General features: G+C 60.9%; 15 protein-coding genes and 1 tRNA gene. 7 read left to right on the forward strand and 9 right to left on the reverse strand.

Annotated features, from left to right (window positions below; genetic code table 11):
- Nucleotides 1-57 precede the first annotated feature (57 nt).
- The 4 genes from glpX to DZG07_RS14980 form a co-directional block, all read right to left on the reverse strand.
- The gene (gene glpX, locus DZG07_RS14965) at nucleotides 58-1,035 is read right to left on the reverse strand and encodes a class II fructose-bisphosphatase (RefSeq protein WP_119818246.1); all 978 of its coding nucleotides are present in this window, start codon (nucleotides 1,033-1,035) and stop codon (nucleotides 58-60) included.
- 297 nt (nucleotides 1,036-1,332) lie between these two features.
- Complete coding sequence (locus DZG07_RS14970; RefSeq protein WP_119821758.1) at nucleotides 1,333-2,646, reverse strand: homoserine dehydrogenase; 1,314 nt, start codon at nucleotides 2,644-2,646, stop codon at nucleotides 1,333-1,335.
- Between the two features lie 50 nt (nucleotides 2,647-2,696).
- Nucleotides 2,697-3,914 carry an LL-diaminopimelate aminotransferase gene (locus DZG07_RS14975; RefSeq protein WP_091916687.1) on the reverse strand — a complete coding sequence of 406 codons (1,218 nt, stop codon included), beginning with the start codon at nucleotides 3,912-3,914 and terminating at the stop codon, nucleotides 2,697-2,699.
- A gap of 69 nt (nucleotides 3,915-3,983) precedes the next feature.
- A complete protein-coding gene (locus DZG07_RS14980; RefSeq protein ID WP_091916685.1) occupies nucleotides 3,984-4,364 on the reverse strand; it encodes a hypothetical protein in 381 nt (126 codons plus the stop codon).
- 107 nt (nucleotides 4,365-4,471) lie between these two features.
- On the opposite strand from DZG07_RS14980, the gene phaC reads away from it, so the two are divergent.
- The 4 genes from phaC to DZG07_RS15000 all read left to right on the forward strand — a co-directional run bounded on the left by phaC (nucleotide 4,472) and on the right by DZG07_RS15000 (nucleotide 8,529).
- Complete coding sequence (gene phaC / locus DZG07_RS14985) at nucleotides 4,472-6,304, forward strand: class I poly(R)-hydroxyalkanoic acid synthase (protein ID WP_119818249.1); 1,833 nt, start codon at nucleotides 4,472-4,474, stop codon at nucleotides 6,302-6,304.
- 268 nt (nucleotides 6,305-6,572) lie between these two features.
- Nucleotides 6,573-7,856 (forward strand): YcbK family protein, encoded by a 1,284-nt coding sequence (locus DZG07_RS14990; RefSeq protein ID WP_119818251.1) that lies wholly within the window; start codon nucleotides 6,573-6,575, stop codon nucleotides 7,854-7,856.
- A 78-nt stretch (nucleotides 7,857-7,934) separates the two neighbouring features.
- Nucleotides 7,935-8,009: transfer RNA gene (locus tag DZG07_RS14995), tRNA-Glu, on the forward strand.
- Between the two features lie 232 nt (nucleotides 8,010-8,241).
- Nucleotides 8,242-8,529: a flagellar FlbD family protein gene (locus DZG07_RS15000; protein WP_162931629.1), complete on the forward strand. Its 288-nt coding sequence runs from the start codon at nucleotides 8,242-8,244 to the stop codon at nucleotides 8,527-8,529.
- A 51-nt stretch (nucleotides 8,530-8,580) separates the two neighbouring features.
- Here the strand turns inward: DZG07_RS15000 and DZG07_RS15005 are convergent, their stop codons facing one another.
- On the reverse strand, nucleotides 8,581-9,684 hold the full coding sequence (locus tag DZG07_RS15005; RefSeq protein ID WP_119818254.1) for an FAD-dependent oxidoreductase: 1,104 nt from the start codon (nucleotides 9,682-9,684) through the stop codon (nucleotides 8,581-8,583).
- A gap of 70 nt (nucleotides 9,685-9,754) precedes the next feature.
- Here DZG07_RS15005 and DZG07_RS15010 point away from each other — a divergent pair, with 70 nt between their 5' ends.
- Together DZG07_RS15010 and DZG07_RS15015 are read left to right on the forward strand one after the other, a co-directional pair.
- On the forward strand, nucleotides 9,755-10,102 hold the full coding sequence (locus DZG07_RS15010) for a barstar family protein (RefSeq protein ID WP_119818257.1): 348 nt from the start codon (nucleotides 9,755-9,757) through the stop codon (nucleotides 10,100-10,102).
- The gene (locus DZG07_RS15015; RefSeq protein WP_119818260.1) at nucleotides 10,099-11,349 is read left to right on the forward strand and encodes a cytochrome P450; all 1,251 of its coding nucleotides are present in this window, start codon (nucleotides 10,099-10,101) and stop codon (nucleotides 11,347-11,349) included. Before DZG07_RS15010 ends, DZG07_RS15015 begins: the two co-directional genes overlap by 4 nt.
- A gap of 120 nt (nucleotides 11,350-11,469) precedes the next feature.
- On the opposite strand, the gene DZG07_RS15025 is transcribed toward DZG07_RS15015, so the two are convergent.
- The 4 genes from DZG07_RS15025 to DZG07_RS15040 form a co-directional block, all read right to left on the reverse strand.
- Nucleotides 11,470-11,817 carry a cupin domain-containing protein gene (locus DZG07_RS15025; protein WP_119818263.1) on the reverse strand — a complete coding sequence of 116 codons (348 nt, stop codon included), beginning with the start codon at nucleotides 11,815-11,817 and terminating at the stop codon, nucleotides 11,470-11,472.
- 12 nt (nucleotides 11,818-11,829) lie between these two features.
- Nucleotides 11,830-13,113, reverse strand: a complete 1,284-nt coding sequence (locus DZG07_RS15030) for an O-acetylhomoserine aminocarboxypropyltransferase (RefSeq protein ID WP_119818266.1) — start codon at nucleotides 13,111-13,113, stop codon at nucleotides 11,830-11,832.
- Between the two features lie 147 nt (nucleotides 13,114-13,260).
- A complete protein-coding gene (locus tag DZG07_RS15035; protein ID WP_119818269.1) occupies nucleotides 13,261-13,782 on the reverse strand; it encodes a CoA-binding protein in 522 nt (173 codons plus the stop codon).
- Nucleotides 13,783-13,825: 43 nt separating this feature from the next.
- A complete protein-coding gene (locus DZG07_RS15040; protein ID WP_119818272.1) occupies nucleotides 13,826-14,644 on the reverse strand; it encodes an enoyl-CoA hydratase in 819 nt (272 codons plus the stop codon).
- Nucleotides 14,645-14,793: 149 nt separating this feature from the next.
- Between DZG07_RS15040 and DZG07_RS15045 the strand changes: the two genes are divergently transcribed.
- A complete protein-coding gene (locus tag DZG07_RS15045; protein WP_091916671.1) occupies nucleotides 14,794-15,240 on the forward strand; it encodes a PaaI family thioesterase in 447 nt (148 codons plus the stop codon).
- Nucleotides 15,241-15,287 lie beyond the last annotated feature (47 nt).

The raw sequence follows: 15,287 nt of genomic DNA on the forward strand, positions 1-15,287 counted from the left end.
CGATAGGCGATCGCCCGCGAAAACCAAGCTCAGCAAGGGTAAGTCGGCCAACAGTCCTCAGAATTTATCGAGATCCTGATGGCGCGCCTTGATCTCACGCACCGTCTTGGACGACGAACGCAGCACGATCGTGTCGGTGGTGATCGAATTGCGGCCGAATTTCACGCCGGCAAGCATATTGCCGTCGGTCACGCCCGTTGCTGCGAAAAGCACGTCGCCGCGCGCCATTTCCTCGATGCGATAGACTTTTTCGGGGTCCGAAATGCCCATCTTGGCAGCGCGCGCCACCTTTTCCGGTGTATCGAGGATAAGACGGCCCAGCATCTGGCCGCCGGTGCACCGAAGTGCCGCCGCAGCCAGCACCCCCTCCGGTGCGCCGCCGGTGCCGAGATAGATGTCGATGCCGGTCTCGTCCGGGTCGGTGGTGTGGATGACGCCGGCAACGTCGCCGTCGCCGATCAGGCGGATGGCAGCACCGGTGTTGCGCACCGCTTCGATCAACTTGGCATGGCGCGGACGGTCGAGAATGCAGGCGGTGACTTCCGAAACCGAAACGCCCTTGGCCTTGGCCACGCTCTTGATGTTTTCCTCGGGCGTCGCGTCGATATCGATGACGCCATCGGGATAGCCGGGGCCGACGGCGATCTTGTCCATATAGACGTCAGGCGCAAACAGCAGGCTGCCCTTTTCGGCAATGGCGATGACGGCCAGCGCATTCGGCAGGTTCTTCGCGCAGATGGTCGTGCCTTCCAGGGGATCGAGCGCGATATCGACTTCCGGGCCGTCGCCGGAGCCGACTTCCTCGCCGATATAGAGCATCGGGGCTTCGTCGCGCTCACCTTCGCCGATGACGACGGTGCCCTTGATCGCAAGGCGGTTCAATTCGGCGCGCATGGCGTCGACCGCAACCTGGTCGGCAGCCTTTTCATCACCCCTGCCCCGAAGCCGTGCAGCCGCTACCGCGGCGCGCTCCGTTACGCGAACGAGTTCCATGGTGAGGATCCGGTCGAGACCGGCGACAACGCTTTTCGCCATAGTTTGAGTATTCCCGTGTTCTTGATCTTGATACGCCCGGGACCGGGCAGCCGGACCCTTGTGTCAAAGTGAAATGACAAGGGCAAGACCCGTCGGTCCCGTTCTTGGCAAACGGGGAAACATCAATCGATTAAGCTAAGTGGAAGCAATGCAGAGCCTGCCTGATAACTCGCTCTGCCGAGTCGAATGGCGTGGTTTTCGAGAACCGGAGCGGAGCGGACGTTCGGGTCCGTGAGCACCGGAAGCGCAGAAGACTGCGTCAGTCGGCCGGCAGAGTAGAGTTAGCAGGCAGGCTCTTTAACCCGCCCGCTCGATGCGGATCACTTGCGGCTTGTCGGTCAGGTGACCGTCCTTGGTGATGCCATCGACGGCCTTGCGAACGGCGGCTTCCGTCGTCTCGTGGGTGACGAGGATAACCGTCTTCGACGCATTTTCTTCGGTGCCGACCGCGTGCTGGACAATCGATTCGAGCGAAATGTCGTTGTCGGCCATACGCTTGGCGACGGCGGCAAACACGCCGACGCGGTCATGCACGGTGAGGCGAATGAAATAGCCGCCCTCATGCGCGCGCATCTTGGCGCGTTTGTAGGGTTTCAACTCCTTGGCCGGACGGCCGAAGACCGGGCCGTGCTGGAAGCCAGGGCGGCTCTTGGCGATGTCGGCTATGTCGCTGATCACGGCCGATGCCGTGGCGTTGCCACCCGCACCCGGGCCGGACAGCAGAAGTTCGCCCAGAATATCGGTCTCGACAGCAACGGCATTGGTCACGCCATGAACCTGCGCGATCACCGAAGCGGTCGGCACCATGGTCGGGTGCACGCGTTGCTCGATGCCGCTATCCGTCTGCTGGGCAACGCCGAGAAGCTTGATGCGATAGCCAAGTTCGCCCGCCGCGCGGATATCGGCCTGCGAAATGTTGCTGATGCCTTCCATGTAGATGTCGTCGGCGGAAATCTTGCAGCCGAAGGCAAGGCTGGTCAGGATCGACAGCTTGTGCGCGGTGTCGTTGCCCTCGATGTCGAAGGTCGGGTCGGCTTCGGCATAGCCGAGGCGCTGCGCATCCTTCAGGCAGTCTTCGAAGGACAGGCCTTCGGCTTCCATGCGCGTCAGGATGTAGTTGCAGGTGCCGTTCAGGATGCCGAACACGCGGGTGACGCTGTTGCCGGCCATCGCCTCGCGCATGGTCTTGATGATCGGGATACCGCCGGCGACCGCCGCTTCGTAGTTCAGCAGAACGCCCTTCTTCTCGGCGATCTCGGCCAATGAGACGCCATGCTTGGCAAGCAGCGCCTTGTTGGCGGTCACGACGTGCTTCCCGGCTTCGAGTGCTGCCTTGACGCAGGCGCGCGCCGGTCCCTCGTCACCGCCGATCAGCTCGACGAAAACGTCGATATCGGCGCTCTTGGCCAGTTCCACCGGATCGTCGAACCATTTGGCGGCCGCAACATCGACACCCCGGTTGCGCGAACGATCACGCGCGGAAACTGCGGTCACCACCAGCTGGCGTCCGCACTGGCGGGTGAGTTCGGAAGCCTTCTCCGACAGAACGCGCACGACAGATGCGCCGACCGTGCCGAGCCCGGCTATTCCAATACGCAAAGCTTCGGCCATGATGGCAGCGCCCCTCTTCTCGGTCATTCTGGATGGTTGGCAGCGACGGCTCAGCGATGCGCCGACAGCGGTACCACATTGTTGGGCTGCTTGGCGGTCGTCGCCAGAAAGCGCTTGATGTTACGGGCGGCCTGACGAATGCGATGCTCGTTTTCGACCAGTGCGAGGCGCACATAGTCGTCGCCATGTTCGCCGAAGCCGACACCCGGCGCTACCGCCACGTCGGCATGCTCAATGAGCAGCTTGGAGAACTCGAGCGAACCGAGTTGCTTGAATTGCTCCGGGATCGGCGCCCAGGCAAACATCGTCGCAGCCGGCGCCGGGATTTCCCAGCCGGCGCGGCCAAAGGCATCGACCATAACGTCGCGGCGCTTGTGATAGACCTCACGCACTTCGGCGATGTCGGCACCGTCGCCGTTGAGGGCGGAGGTTGCGGCGACCTGGATCGGCGTGAAGGCACCGTAGTCGAGATAGGATTTGACGCGCGTCAGTGCCGAGATCAGCCGCTCATTGCCGACGGCAAAGCCCATGCGCCAGCCCGGCATCGAGAATGTCTTCGACATGGACGTGAACTCGACGGTAACGTCGATCGCGCCCGGCACCTGCAGCACCGAAGGCGGCGGATTGCCGTCGAAGTAGATCTCGGAATAGGCCAGGTCCGACAGGATGATGATGTCGTTCTTCTTCGCGAAGGCCACCACGTCCTTGTAGAAGTCCAGCGTGGCGACATGGGCCGTCGGGTTCGACGGATAATTGAGGATCAACGCCAGCGGCTTCGGGATCGAATGGCGCACACCGCGCTCGAGCGCCGGGATAAAGCTGTCGTCCGGCTTTGCCTGCAGCGAGCGGATGACGCCGCCCGACATGATGAAGCCGAAGGCATGGATCGGATAGGTCGGGTCCGGGCACAGCACGACATCGCCAGGTGCTGTAATCGCCTGCGCCATATTGGCGAAGCCTTCCTTGGAACCGAGCGTGGCAACGACCTGAGTGTCCGCATTCAGCTTCACGCCGAAACGGCGGGCATAATAATTAGCCTGAGCGCGGCGCAGGCCCGGAATGCCGCGCGAGGAAGAATAGCGGTGGGTGCGCGGGTCGCGCACCACTTCGCACAGCTTGTCGACAATTGCGGTCGGGGTGGGCAGGTCGGGATTGCCCATGCCGAGATCGATGATATCGGCACCGCGCGAACGGGCGCTGGCCTTCAGCCGGTTGACCTGCTCGAAGACATAAGGCGGAAGCCGGCGAATCTTGTGAAACTCTTCCATGACAAATCCAGCAAAGTGGCCATCAAACGTGACGCGCGTATATACCCAATCACAGGGCGGGTCGAGGTATCAGTTGCCTTCGATCTCGGCCAGGGTTTCCTGTGCGTGCGTGGCGGCGATCTTCTTCAATCGAGGCTGGTCGTTGGGCACGCTGCCCGTGCCGGCGGCTGCCTGCGACCCTTGCGCCGACTTCAGCTCGGAAAGCTTCGCCGTCTTCTGGTCCGCCGTGAATTGCTGGTTCGCGACCTTCGGCGGAATGTTCAGGTTTGGAAACGTGCCGGTGTCGTTGGCCTGACCGGAGGAAAGGCCGGAAGGCTTTGCCGTCGAAACCGGAACGCCCTCGTCGATGCTGGTGCAGGCCGACAGCTGCAATGCCGCCAGCGCGATGCCGGCGCCCGCAAGCACCACCCGCAACCTGGAAAAAATGCCGCCGCGATCAAGCTCTGTCATATTATTTCCTCTGCGACCCTATTACACGAAGAAGGGTCGTTGTTGGACCTCTTTCGACGTCCCATGATAACATGTCAAGAATACGCCTTGGAGGATGTGCCCGAACCATGTCGAAGACAGCCGATTCTGGCAAGACAGACGCCGATCCGACACCCTCCGTCGAGCAATATCTCGTCAAGGACCCGGAGCGTTTCGCGCTGAACCTCGCACGGATGGTCGAGCAGGCAGGCAAGGCTGCCTCGGCCTGGGCCGAGCCGCGCGAAAAGGGCGAGATTCGCGACAGCGTAGCTGAGCCGATGGCCGACATGGTCAAGACCTTCTCCAAGCTCACCGAATACTGGCTTTCCGACCCGTCGCGCGCGCTTGAAGCCCAGACGCGTCTCTTTTCCGGGTACATGAACGTCTGGTCGAACGCGATCCAGCGCGCCGGCGCCGGGGAACGTGCGGAGGAAGGCATCAAACCGGAAAAGGGCGACAAACGCTTCCAGGATCCGGAATGGGCCAAGAACGCCTTCTTCGACTTTCTCAAGCAGACCTATCTCGTCACATCGCGCTGGGCGAATGATCTTGTCGAACACGCCGACGGGCTGGACGAGCACACCCGCCACAAGGCCAGCTTCTACGTAAAGCAGGTTTCCAACGCGATCTCGCCCTCGAACTTCATCCTCACCAATCCGGAGCTTTTCCGCGAAACGGTGATGAGCAATGGCGAAAACCTCGTGCGCGGCATGAAGATGCTGGCCGAGGATATCGTTGCCGGCAAGGGCGACCTGAAGCTTCGGCAGGCAGACTATTCGCAGTTCGAGATCGGCCGCAACATGGCAATGACGCCGGGCAAGGTGGTGGGGCGCAGCGATGTCGCCGAAATCATCCAGTACGAACCGGCGACCGAAAAGGTGCTGAGACGGCCTCTGCTGATCTGCCCGCCATGGATCAACAAATTCTACATACTCGACCTCAACCCGCAGAAATCATTCATCCGCTGGGCCGTCGAGCAGGGCCACACCGTCTTCGTCATCTCCTGGATCAACCCGGACGAACGCCACGGCCTGAAAGGTTGGGAAGCCTATATTCGCGAAGGCCTGCAATATGGGCTCGATACGATAGAAGCTGCGACGGGCGAAAAAGAGGTCAATGCGATCGGCTACTGCGTCGGTGGGACACTGCTGGCTGCGGCGCTCGCACTGCTCGCTCAGGAGGGCGACAACCGGATTCAGTCGGTGACCTTCTTCACCACACAGGTCGACTTCACATTCGCCGGCGACCTGAAGGTGTTTGTCGACGAAGACCAGATCGCCGCGCTCGAGCGCTCGATGAACGGCAAGGGCTATCTCGACGGAACCAAGATGGCGACGGCCTTCAACATGCTGCGCTCGGGCGACCTGATCTGGCCCTATGTCGTCAACAATTACATGCGCGGCAAGGATCCCCTGCCCTTCGACCTGCTTTACTGGAATGCCGATTCGACACGCATGGCGGCAGCCAACCATTCGTTCTACCTGCGCAACTGCTATCTCGAAAACAATCTCTCGCAGGGCCGCACGGAACTGGCCGGCCGCACCATCTCGCTGGGCGACATAACGATTCCCGTCTACAATCTCGCGTCGCGCGAAGATCACATCGCACCCGCACTTTCCGTGTTTCTCGGCTGTCAATATTTCGGCGGACCGGTGGAGTATGTGATGGCCGGATCGGGCCATATCGCCGGCGTGGTCAACCCGCCTGCGGCCAACAAATACCAATACTGGACCGGCGGTAAACCAACGGGAAAATTCGACCAGTGGATCGAGAAAGCCAAGGAAAACCAAGGTTCCTGGTGGCCGCACTGGCAAAACTGGGTCGCCGAGAAAAACCCTGCGCAGGTGCCGGCAAGAATACCCGGCGAACACACAAAGACTCTCGGCGACGCGCCGGGCAGCTATGTGAAGGTGCGTGTGTAACACACTGTAATGTGCGGTGAGTTGACCTCTTGGTCAAAGCGGGCGAAATGGTGGCCCGGCAAACTTGATCCGGCCATTTTCGAATTCGATTCCGCTTCAGCGGACAGTTCGTCAGATCGCAAGGTTCAGGCAGGCCGGTGGAGGCAGAATCGTTTCGGTTTTGATTTTTTGAGTGCCGCTTCCTGAATAGGCGCGGCTGAGAAGGCAGAAGGGGACGGGCTTGACTGTAGCAAGGTCGCGCTTTGCGAAAGGGGGGAGCCGTGCCGTTGTGGCAGCGCTGTTCTCCGTTCTGCTGGCGTCCTGCACGTCGACCACCGACCCTAGCCTCGAACTCGGCTCTCCCGGCTTCAACGCGCCCGGAACCGCACCCGCTCAGGCAGCCGAGGCCGCCACGGGTGGTTCGAGCCTTCAGACCAGTTCCGTTACCACCTCTCAGCAGACAGACGCCGGCAGCCCGGCCGTGACGACAGTCATGGAAGAAGGCGACACGGCATTGCCTGCCGAAGTCGCCTATCTGCCGGCCGCCAAGCCCGTCACCGAAAATCCCGCGTTGCAATCGCAAACCGCGGTGAATGCCGAAGCATCGACGCAAACCGCAGCTGCCGCCGCCCCTGCTGAACCCGCGCCGGCATCTGCGCCCGCCGAGCCTGTTGAACAGGCAAAAGTGGTTCAGGCTCCCGTATCGACGGGACGCAACGGCGAAGGTCCCGTAGCGGCAAAACCGGTGCAAGTGGCAAGTGCCGCCACCGAAATGAACAATCCGGTCTATGTGACCGCCGGCGAAGCACCTCAGGCCGAACAGGCCGCGACGAAGAAAAAAGGCTTCCTTGCCTCATTCTTCGGCGCATCGTCCGCTTCCGCGACATCCAAACCCGTCATTGCGCAGCCGAAACAGTCACCTACTGCAGCCAAGGAAGCGGCAGCTGCGGCCGTTCCGATACCGGTAGCTGAAGAGAAAGCCAAGCCGATCATTCAACTGGCTTCCGCTGATTCCGCTGCAAAGCCGCTTGCGCTCGCCTCGCTCAGCGGCGGAAATTCTGCCTCCGACAGCAGCGAAAACGCCCTACCCGGCGTGCGCCAGACCGCCCTTTTCGAAATCAAGCGCAAATCAGGCCTCGACGATGACAGCGATGTCGATCTGCACGAGGAAGACGACGAGCCGATCCAGGTAGCGTCTGCCGCCGGTTTGGCGCGCCTTGCCCCCAATGGCCTTCTCAAGCAGACTGAGAACGTCGATGTTGCCTGCCTGAAGCCTTCGCTAGTCCGTGTCCTGAAGGTGGTCGAACAGCACTACGGCAAGAAGATGATCGTCACCTCGGGCTACCGCAGCCCGAGCCGCAACCGCCAGGCGCGCGGCGCCAAGAATTCGCTGCATATGTATTGCGCGGCCGCTGACATTCAGATCCCCGGCGTCGGCAAATGGGAACTGGCCAATTACGTCCGCTCCATGCCCGGTCGTGGTGGCGTCGGCACCTATTGCCACACGGAATCGGTGCATATCGACGTCGGCCCGGAGCGCGACTGGAACTGGCGTTGCCGCCGCCGCAGGTGAGATAAAAAAAGTTTGTAAAACGGGCTTTTGACGGGTTGCCCATAACAAACAAGCTGACTATAACCCGCTTCGTCTTCCGCGCCCATCGTCTAGCGGTTAGGACACCGCCCTTTCACGGCGGTAACAGGGGTTCGATTCCCCTTGGGCGTACCACCTTCTTTTCCTTGGACAATTCGAGCATTTGTTCACCGGCTGGCTCGGCATGGGAAAGACGTTTGCCTTGCAAATCGCGTCAGTCTGGATTCGGGCATCGAACCATTGCGCTCGCGCAACCGTTGGTAACCTTCTGGCAAACATAAATTAGTTCGCGGTTGCAAATCAAAGCCGTTTGCGCAAGACTTCAATTCCTCAGATGTACGTGGGTCTCATTGAAGCCGCAAATGGCGTGAGGCAGTTCATCCGGCCTGGGTTCTTGGCACGCGAGATGTTTCGCGCTTTGCAGGGGCTCAACATGTGGATTGCACTCACCGATTTTGACGGCAAGCAGATTTTTTTCAACACCACCCATCTGGTTTCCATGAAAGAACATGGTCCGGGCACGATCATCACTCATGTCGTCGGCCAGACGGTCGTCAGCGAAAGCCCCGAAACCATTCGAAAGGTTCTCGGTCTCACGCAGACAACGGCGATGACAAACCCGCTGCACCGCTACGGTGTGGAAGGACGAGCCTGACGACGCACGAATCAGGCTGCATCATCGCTTTATCCAACTGCTCGCGCCGCGTTACACCGTCTCGGCGCGCAGCCAGGATATGAGGCTCTCGGTATCGTCGGCCTGCACCGCGGACGCCACCCGGCGGCCCACCGAAGCGCCGAACTTGTAGCCGTGACCTGAACATGCCGAGACCACGAGGCATTTGCCGAGCGAGCGCGCCAGAAAGCGTTCGTCGGCGGTGAAGGTATAGGCGCACGTCACCACCTCCTTCACCACATATTCTTCTATGCGCGTCATCGGCGGCGAGAACAGGTTGCGTATAGCCTCCCCCTCGCCCTTCACCGGCTGCCTGTTCCAGTTAGCATCGCTGGTCTTGACCTTGTGCAGGCCCGAGCCGAATTTCAGCCCCGCGCCGCCCGAGGGCGGAATGATGTAGCCGTCGGTCTTGCCGCCGACATCCAGAATCACCGGCGCTGCCTCCCAGGCGGCCTTCAGGTCAGCCGGAGGATCGAGATAGACGACCGCGGTGCGATAGGTGGTGAGTTCGAAGCCGAGTTCCGGGAACAGTTTTAGAACCCAGGCGCCTGCGGTGACGATGACGCGGTCGCCCTGCATCGTCTCGCCCGTTTCGAGCGTGACCGTTCCGGCTTCCTGATCGATTTCGACGACCTTGCTGTTCTCATAGACATTCGCGCCATTCGCCTTCAGCCAGCGAACGAGACCGGCGGCGATCTTGCGGCAATGAAGCGCTCCGCCTTCCGGGGAAAAGAAGGCGTAGTTGAAGCTGCCTGCTTCAAGGAAAGGCCAGCGGGCAACGGCATCCGCAGGCTCGACCATTTCTAACGGATAGCCACCGGCCTCCAGCCCTTCGCGATAGTCGTCGGCCTCGTCCCCCGGCTCGCGCGAGACGCACATGAAGCCGCGCGGATCGTAGTGCGTTTCGCCGATATCCGCCCAGAGTTCGTCCCAGGCCTCATAGGCTTCGGTTATCAGCCGACCATAGCCGGTCGAAGCACCATAAGCGCGGCGGATGATGCGGTGATGATCGCCTGAGGCAGCAAGCGGGTTGGGAATCGCCCCTTGCTCGACAATGGTGACCTGGTGTCCCGCCTTGGTGAGCGCCCATGCGGTGGAAAGGCCGGCGATGCCCGCGCCAACGACGATGATGTTCATTCTTTTTCCTGCCCGATTGTGACACCTATCTTGGCATCAAGCTCATGCGGCGCGCAATCGGAGGAATCTTATGAACATCGTTGCGGTTTCCATCGACTGCTCGCGGATTGCGGACAAGGCAAGCTTTCACGCCGTCTTCGCGGAGGCGTTCGGATTTCCATCTTGGTATGGGAACAACATGGATGCCTGGATCGATTGCATGAGTTCATTGGACGATCCAGATGCGGGCATGACGTCGATTTCCGTGCCACCGGACGGCGCAGTTCTCATCAAGCTGGAAAAGGCCGGCGGCATGAAGGCGCGGGCAACGCGACAATTCGACGACGTTGTCGAATGCGCCGCGCTGGTGAACTGGCGTCGCGTCCAAATGGGCGCTAGACCGCTACTCTTTCTTGCCTTCGACGACAAAGACATATGATGATTGCACAACCTTCCTATTTGAGTTTCGACCCTGCCACCCGCCGCTTGCGGCTCGACCCGCACGAGCAGCGTTTTGTCCAGAACCCCTACGAAGCCTACGCCTGGCTGCACGGCACATCGAACGCGTTCTTCTGGGAGGAGTTCGGCTTCTGGTGCTTTGGTGGGTATGACGACGTCAGCCGGCTGCTGCGCGACCGGCGCTTCGGCCGCCAAAATCCGGCCGGCATTCCCGACAGCCGCGGGACCGATCGGGACCGCACCCATCTCAAAGCCTTCGACGCGATCGAGGCCAATTCCATGCTCGAACTCGAGCCGCCAGTCCACACCCGCTTGCGGACACTGGTCAACCGCGCTTTCGTCTCGCGGCAGGTCGAGCGGCTGCGCCCGCGCGTCGAAGCGCTGGCCAACGAGCTGGTCGACCGTTTCGAGCCGGCAGGCAAAGCCGATCTGCTGCCGGCTTTCGCAGCCCCCTTGCCCATCACCATCATAGCCGAAATGCTCGGCGTGCCGGTGGAAATGGGACCGCAACTGCTCGACTGGTCGCACGACATGGTGGCGATGTACATGCATGGCCGCACGCGCGAGACCGAGGAAAAGGCCAACGCATCGTCGCGCGCGTTCTCCGATTTCCTGCGCAGTTACGTGGCCGAGCGCCGCAAGAACCCCGGCGAAGATCTGCTCAGCCTGCTGATCTCGGCGCAGGAAGACGGCCAGAAACTGTCGGAAGACGAGCTGGTTTCATCGACGATCCTGCTGCTCAATGCCGGCCACGAGGCGACAGTCCACCAGACCGGCAATGCCGTGCGCACCATACTCGCGCAGGGCGGCGATCCACGCCGGTTCTTTGGCACAGCGGAAGGGACCGCCGCAGCGGTGGAAGAATGCCTGCGCTTCGATGCGCCCCTGCACATGTTCACGCGCTATGCCTATGGCGAGATCGAGCTCAGCGAAGGCGTGACGGTCAAGCCAGGCGAGCAGGTCGGGCTGCTTCTCGGCATGGCCAATCACGATCCCGTATCATTCACCGAACCGGAGAAATTCATGCCGGGCCGCGGCGACCAGAAAAACGTCTCCTTCGGCGCCGGCATCCATTTCTGCATCGGCGCACCCTTGGCGCGGCTGGAACTGCAGAGTTCGCTGAAGGTGCTGTTCGACAGGCTGCCAGGTCTGGCGCTCGCTGAAGAGCCACGTTTTCGCGACACTTATCATTTTCATGGGCTGGAAGCGTTGCGGTTGCGGTTCTGACGTACGGTCGTGTGGGCGACTACCGGATAATCGCCCACATTGAAGACAGCAGCGTGCGCATTCTGATTGTCCGCGTCGGCAATCGCAGGGATGTGTATAGCCGGTAAGAAGGCGCGACACCTACACCTTGATCACATAATCCTTGCGTGTCGTCTCAAGCACTTCCCAGCTTCCCCTAAAGCCGGGCCGCAGAACAAAACGGTCGCCCGCCTTGACCGTACGCGCCTCGCCGCCATCTTCGGTGATCACCGAGACGCCGGAGAGGATGTGGCAGAACTCCCACTCGTCATATTCGATGCGCCATTTGCCGGGCGTCGATTCCCAGATGCCGGCGTAAAGGCCGCCTTCGGCCTCCTCGGCATTCCAGGTGCGGAATTTGGGATCGCCGGAGATGACACGCCCTTCGGCCGGCGCGCCGTCCTCCGGCTCGATGCTGGTCGTGTCGATCGTCAGGAATTTTTCGGACAAGCCCTTACTCCGTTACGCCTTCGCCAGGCCCTGTTCGAGATCGGCGATGATATCGGCGACATCCTCGATGCCGACCGAAAGCCGCACCACGTCAGGCCCCGCGCCGGCAGCGATCTTCTGCTCGTCGGAAAGCTGGCGGTGCGTCGTCGAGGCGGGATGGATAACCAGCGATTTCGTGTCGCCGATATTGGCGAGATGCGAGAACAGCTCCAACCCCTCGACCAGTTTCACGCCCGCCGCATAACCACCCTTGAGGCCGAAGGTGAAGACCGAACCGGCGCCGAGCGGCGAATATTTCTGCTGCAGCTTGTGGTTCTTGTCGTTGGGCAGGCCGGGGTAGGACACCCAGGCAACCTTGTCGTGTTTCGACAGCCATTCGGCAACCTTGAGCGCATTGTCGGAATGGCGTTGCATGCGCAGCGGTAGTGTTTCCAGTCCGGTCAGGATCAGGAAGGCGTTGAAGGGCGAGATCGATGGGCCGAAGTCGCGCAGGCCCAGAACGCGCGCTGCGATGGCGAAGGCGAAGTTGCCGAAGGTTTCGTGCAGCACAACGCCGCCATATTCCGGGCGCGGCTCCGACAGCATCGGATAATTGCCGGATTTCGACCAGTCGAAGGTGCCGCCATCAACGATGGCCCCACCCATGGAATTGCCGTGGCCGCCGATGAATTTCGTCAGCGAGTGCACCACGATGTCGGCGCCATGCTCGATCGGCCGCAGCAGATAAGGGCTTGCCATGGTGTTGTCGACGATCAGCGGAAGGCCATGCTTGCGTGCGATGTTACCGATTGCCTCTATGTCGACGAATTCGCCACCCGGATTGGCAAGGCTCTCGATGAAGATGCCGCGCGTTTTGTCGTCGATCTGGCTTTCGAAGGTCGAGATGTTGTCCGTGTCGGCCCAGCGCACTTCCCAGCCGAAATTCTTGAAGGCGTGGCCGAACTGGTTGATCGAACCGCCGTAAAGCTTTCTCGCAGCGATGAAATTCTCGCCAGGGCGCAGGATGGTGTGGAACACCAGCAATTGCGCGGCGTGGCCGGATGCGGTCGCAAGCGCTGCCGTTCCGCCCTCGAGGGCAGCCACACGCTCCTCCAGCACGGCCTGCGTCGGGTTCATGATGCGGGTGTAGATGTTGCCGAACGCCTTCAGGCCGAACAGCGAGGCGGCATGATCGACATCGTCGAAGACATAGGCCGTCGTCTGGTAGATCGGCGTGGCGCGCGCGCCCGTCGCTGGGTCGGGCTTGGCGCCGGCATGAACGGCTAGCGTGTTGAAACCGGGAATCCGCTGGGACATTTTTTCCTCCGAAAAGCTCTTCTGAAAATTCGTTGCTATTCTTGGCGGAGCCCTGCCCGGAATGCAAAGAACAAAATACTTCAACGGCATACGTGCTGAGCCGCAACGGCACGAAAAAGCGCCCGGCACGCAATGATTTTGCGAAAACTACTTCTGGCGAACGCCGAAGCTTTGGAAACCGGCGCGCATGATCGGCTTTTTCGAGGACAGAACGCCCGAATTGACGCCATTCCAGCCGATCTCGCCGGCAAGGCGGGCGTATTCGATTTTCGGGCAGCGGTTCATCACCACCTTGAGGCCGGCAGCCTCGGCGCGCGCCGCTGCCTCGTCGTTGCGCACCGTCAGTTGCATCCAGATCACCTTCGGCAAGAGATCGAGCGCCAGCGCCTCGTCAACGATTGCCGGCACGGCATTGGAAGCCCGGAAGATATCGACCATGTCGATCGCGCCCGGAATGTCCTCGAGCTTCGCGTAGGTCATCTGGCCAAGGATCTCCTTGCCAGCCTGCCCCGGATTGACCGGGAACACGGTGAACCCCTTGGCGATCAGATATTTCATCACGAAATAGCTCGGGCGTACATCGTTTGCCGACGCGCCGACGACGGCGATCGTCTTCACCGAATTCAGGATGCCGGAGATGTAGGAGTTGTCGTAGGAATCGTGGTTCATGATGCCTGCTTGTTTGAGCGGAAGGATGCAGCCGTCAAGGCGCCTACTCGCCCGTCCATTTCGGATCGCGTTTTGCGAGGAAGGCGCCGATGCCTTCCTCGGCGTCGCGGGCCAGCATGTTTTCAACCATGACGCGCGAGGCGTATTCGTAGGCGTCGGAAAGCCCCATTTCGGCCTGCGCATAAAAAGCTTCCTTGCCGATCTTCAGCGTCAAAGGCGATTTTGAAGCAATGGTTTGAGCGTATTTGTTCACGATTTGATTCAGGTATTCGCGTGGCACGACGCGATTGACCAGGCCGAATTCACGCGCTGTCGTCGCGTCGATCGTCTCGCCGGTCAGCAGCATTTCCATCGCCTGCTTGCGCGAAACGTTGCGCGACAGCGCCACCATCGGCGTCGAGCAGAACAGGCCGATATTGACGCCCGGCGTGCAGAATGTCGCCTCGTTCGAAGCAATGGCAAGATCGCAGCTCGCGACAAGCTGGCAGCCGGCAGCCGTTGCCAGCCCATCGACCTCGGCAATCACCGGTTTGGGATGGCGCACGATCGACTGCATCAGTTGCGCACAGGCGCCCATGCTGCGTTCGAAGAAGGCCCTGCCCCGGTCGGCATCCGCGCGGTGCAGTGTCATTTCCTTGAGGTCGTGACCGGCGCAGAACAGTTTGCCGCTTGCTGCCAGGATGATTACGCGCACCGCCTTGTCGTCGCGGGCGCGGTCGAATTCGGCTTGAAGTGCTGCCATCGTCGCGATCGACAGCGCATTGGCCGGCGGATTGGACAGCGTCAGGCGCAGCACGCCTTCCTTCAGCACCGAGGTTACCGGCCCTTCCGGCGCAGGTTTTATGGCGACGATCTCAGCCAATATTCATCTCCTTCGTCTCGCCCAAAGAACTAACACGCTGCCGGTTGAAGAACAGGGGGCAAACGTGTTTTCTGGCGACGCTTTCAGGCAGATATAAGCAGCCGGACCCACCGCCGGTAGAACCAGACCCCGCGACAGGAGCAGATCAGATGCCGGCCCAGCAGAAACTCGAACCGAAGATGACGGCCGGCGAAATCAACGATCTGCTGAAATCCGTCTACCCGCAGCTGAACGGCGATCTTACGGCCTTCGAGGCGGTCGAAGTGTTTCCCGGCGGCTGCACGGTGAGGCTGAATGCCGACGAACGCCACCTGCGCCCCGGCGGCACCGTGTCCGGCCCTTCGCTGTTCACGCTGGCCGATATCGGCGGCTATGTCTGCGTTCTTTCCCATGCCGGACCCGACGCGCTGTCGGTGACCACCAATCTCAACATCAACTTCATGCGCAAGGCCGAAGCCGGTCCGATCGACGGCCATTGCCGCATACTGAAGCTCGGAAAAAGCCTGATGGTCTACGACATAGATATCGTCGCCGGACCGGACGGGCACACGGTCGCACATGCGACAGGAACCTATTCGATACCGCCGAAGCGCTGAAATTTGCGTGGTAAAATAATACCCTATACCTAGCGCATTGTTTTTAT

This window comes from Mesorhizobium sp. DCY119 (assembly GCF_003590645.1).
Lineage (GTDB): Bacteria > Pseudomonadota > Alphaproteobacteria > Rhizobiales > Rhizobiaceae > Mesorhizobium_M.

What these genes read in the sequence shown, in the direction of transcription:
- glpX (WP_119818246.1), bottom strand. Translation starts at nt 1,035, where the DNA reads ATGGCGAAAAGCGTTGTCGCCGGTCTCGACCGGATCCTCACCATGGAA.
- DZG07_RS14970 (WP_119821758.1), bottom strand. Translation starts at nt 2,646, where the DNA reads ATGGCCGAAGCTTTGCGTATTGGAATAGCCGGGCTCGGCACGGTCGGC.
- DZG07_RS14975 (WP_091916687.1), bottom strand. Translation starts at nt 3,914, where the DNA reads ATGGAAGAGTTTCACAAGATTCGCCGGCTTCCGCCTTATGTCTTCGAG.
- DZG07_RS14980 (WP_091916685.1), bottom strand. Translation starts at nt 4,364, where the DNA reads ATGACAGAGCTTGATCGCGGCGGCATTTTTTCCAGGTTGCGGGTGGTG.
- phaC (WP_119818249.1), top strand. Translation starts at nt 4,472, where the DNA reads ATGTCGAAGACAGCCGATTCTGGCAAGACAGACGCCGATCCGACACCC.
- DZG07_RS15005 (WP_119818254.1), bottom strand. Translation starts at nt 9,684, where the DNA reads ATGAACATCATCGTCGTTGGCGCGGGCATCGCCGGCCTTTCCACCGCA.
- DZG07_RS15010 (WP_119818257.1), top strand. Translation starts at nt 9,755, where the DNA reads ATGAACATCGTTGCGGTTTCCATCGACTGCTCGCGGATTGCGGACAAG.
- DZG07_RS15015 (WP_119818260.1), top strand. Translation starts at nt 10,099, where the DNA reads ATGATGATTGCACAACCTTCCTATTTGAGTTTCGACCCTGCCACCCGC.
- DZG07_RS15030 (WP_119818266.1), bottom strand. Translation starts at nt 13,113, where the DNA reads ATGTCCCAGCGGATTCCCGGTTTCAACACGCTAGCCGTTCATGCCGGC.
- DZG07_RS15035 (WP_119818269.1), bottom strand. Translation starts at nt 13,782, where the DNA reads ATGAACCACGATTCCTACGACAACTCCTACATCTCCGGCATCCTGAAT.
- DZG07_RS15045 (WP_091916671.1), top strand. Translation starts at nt 14,794, where the DNA reads ATGCCGGCCCAGCAGAAACTCGAACCGAAGATGACGGCCGGCGAAATC.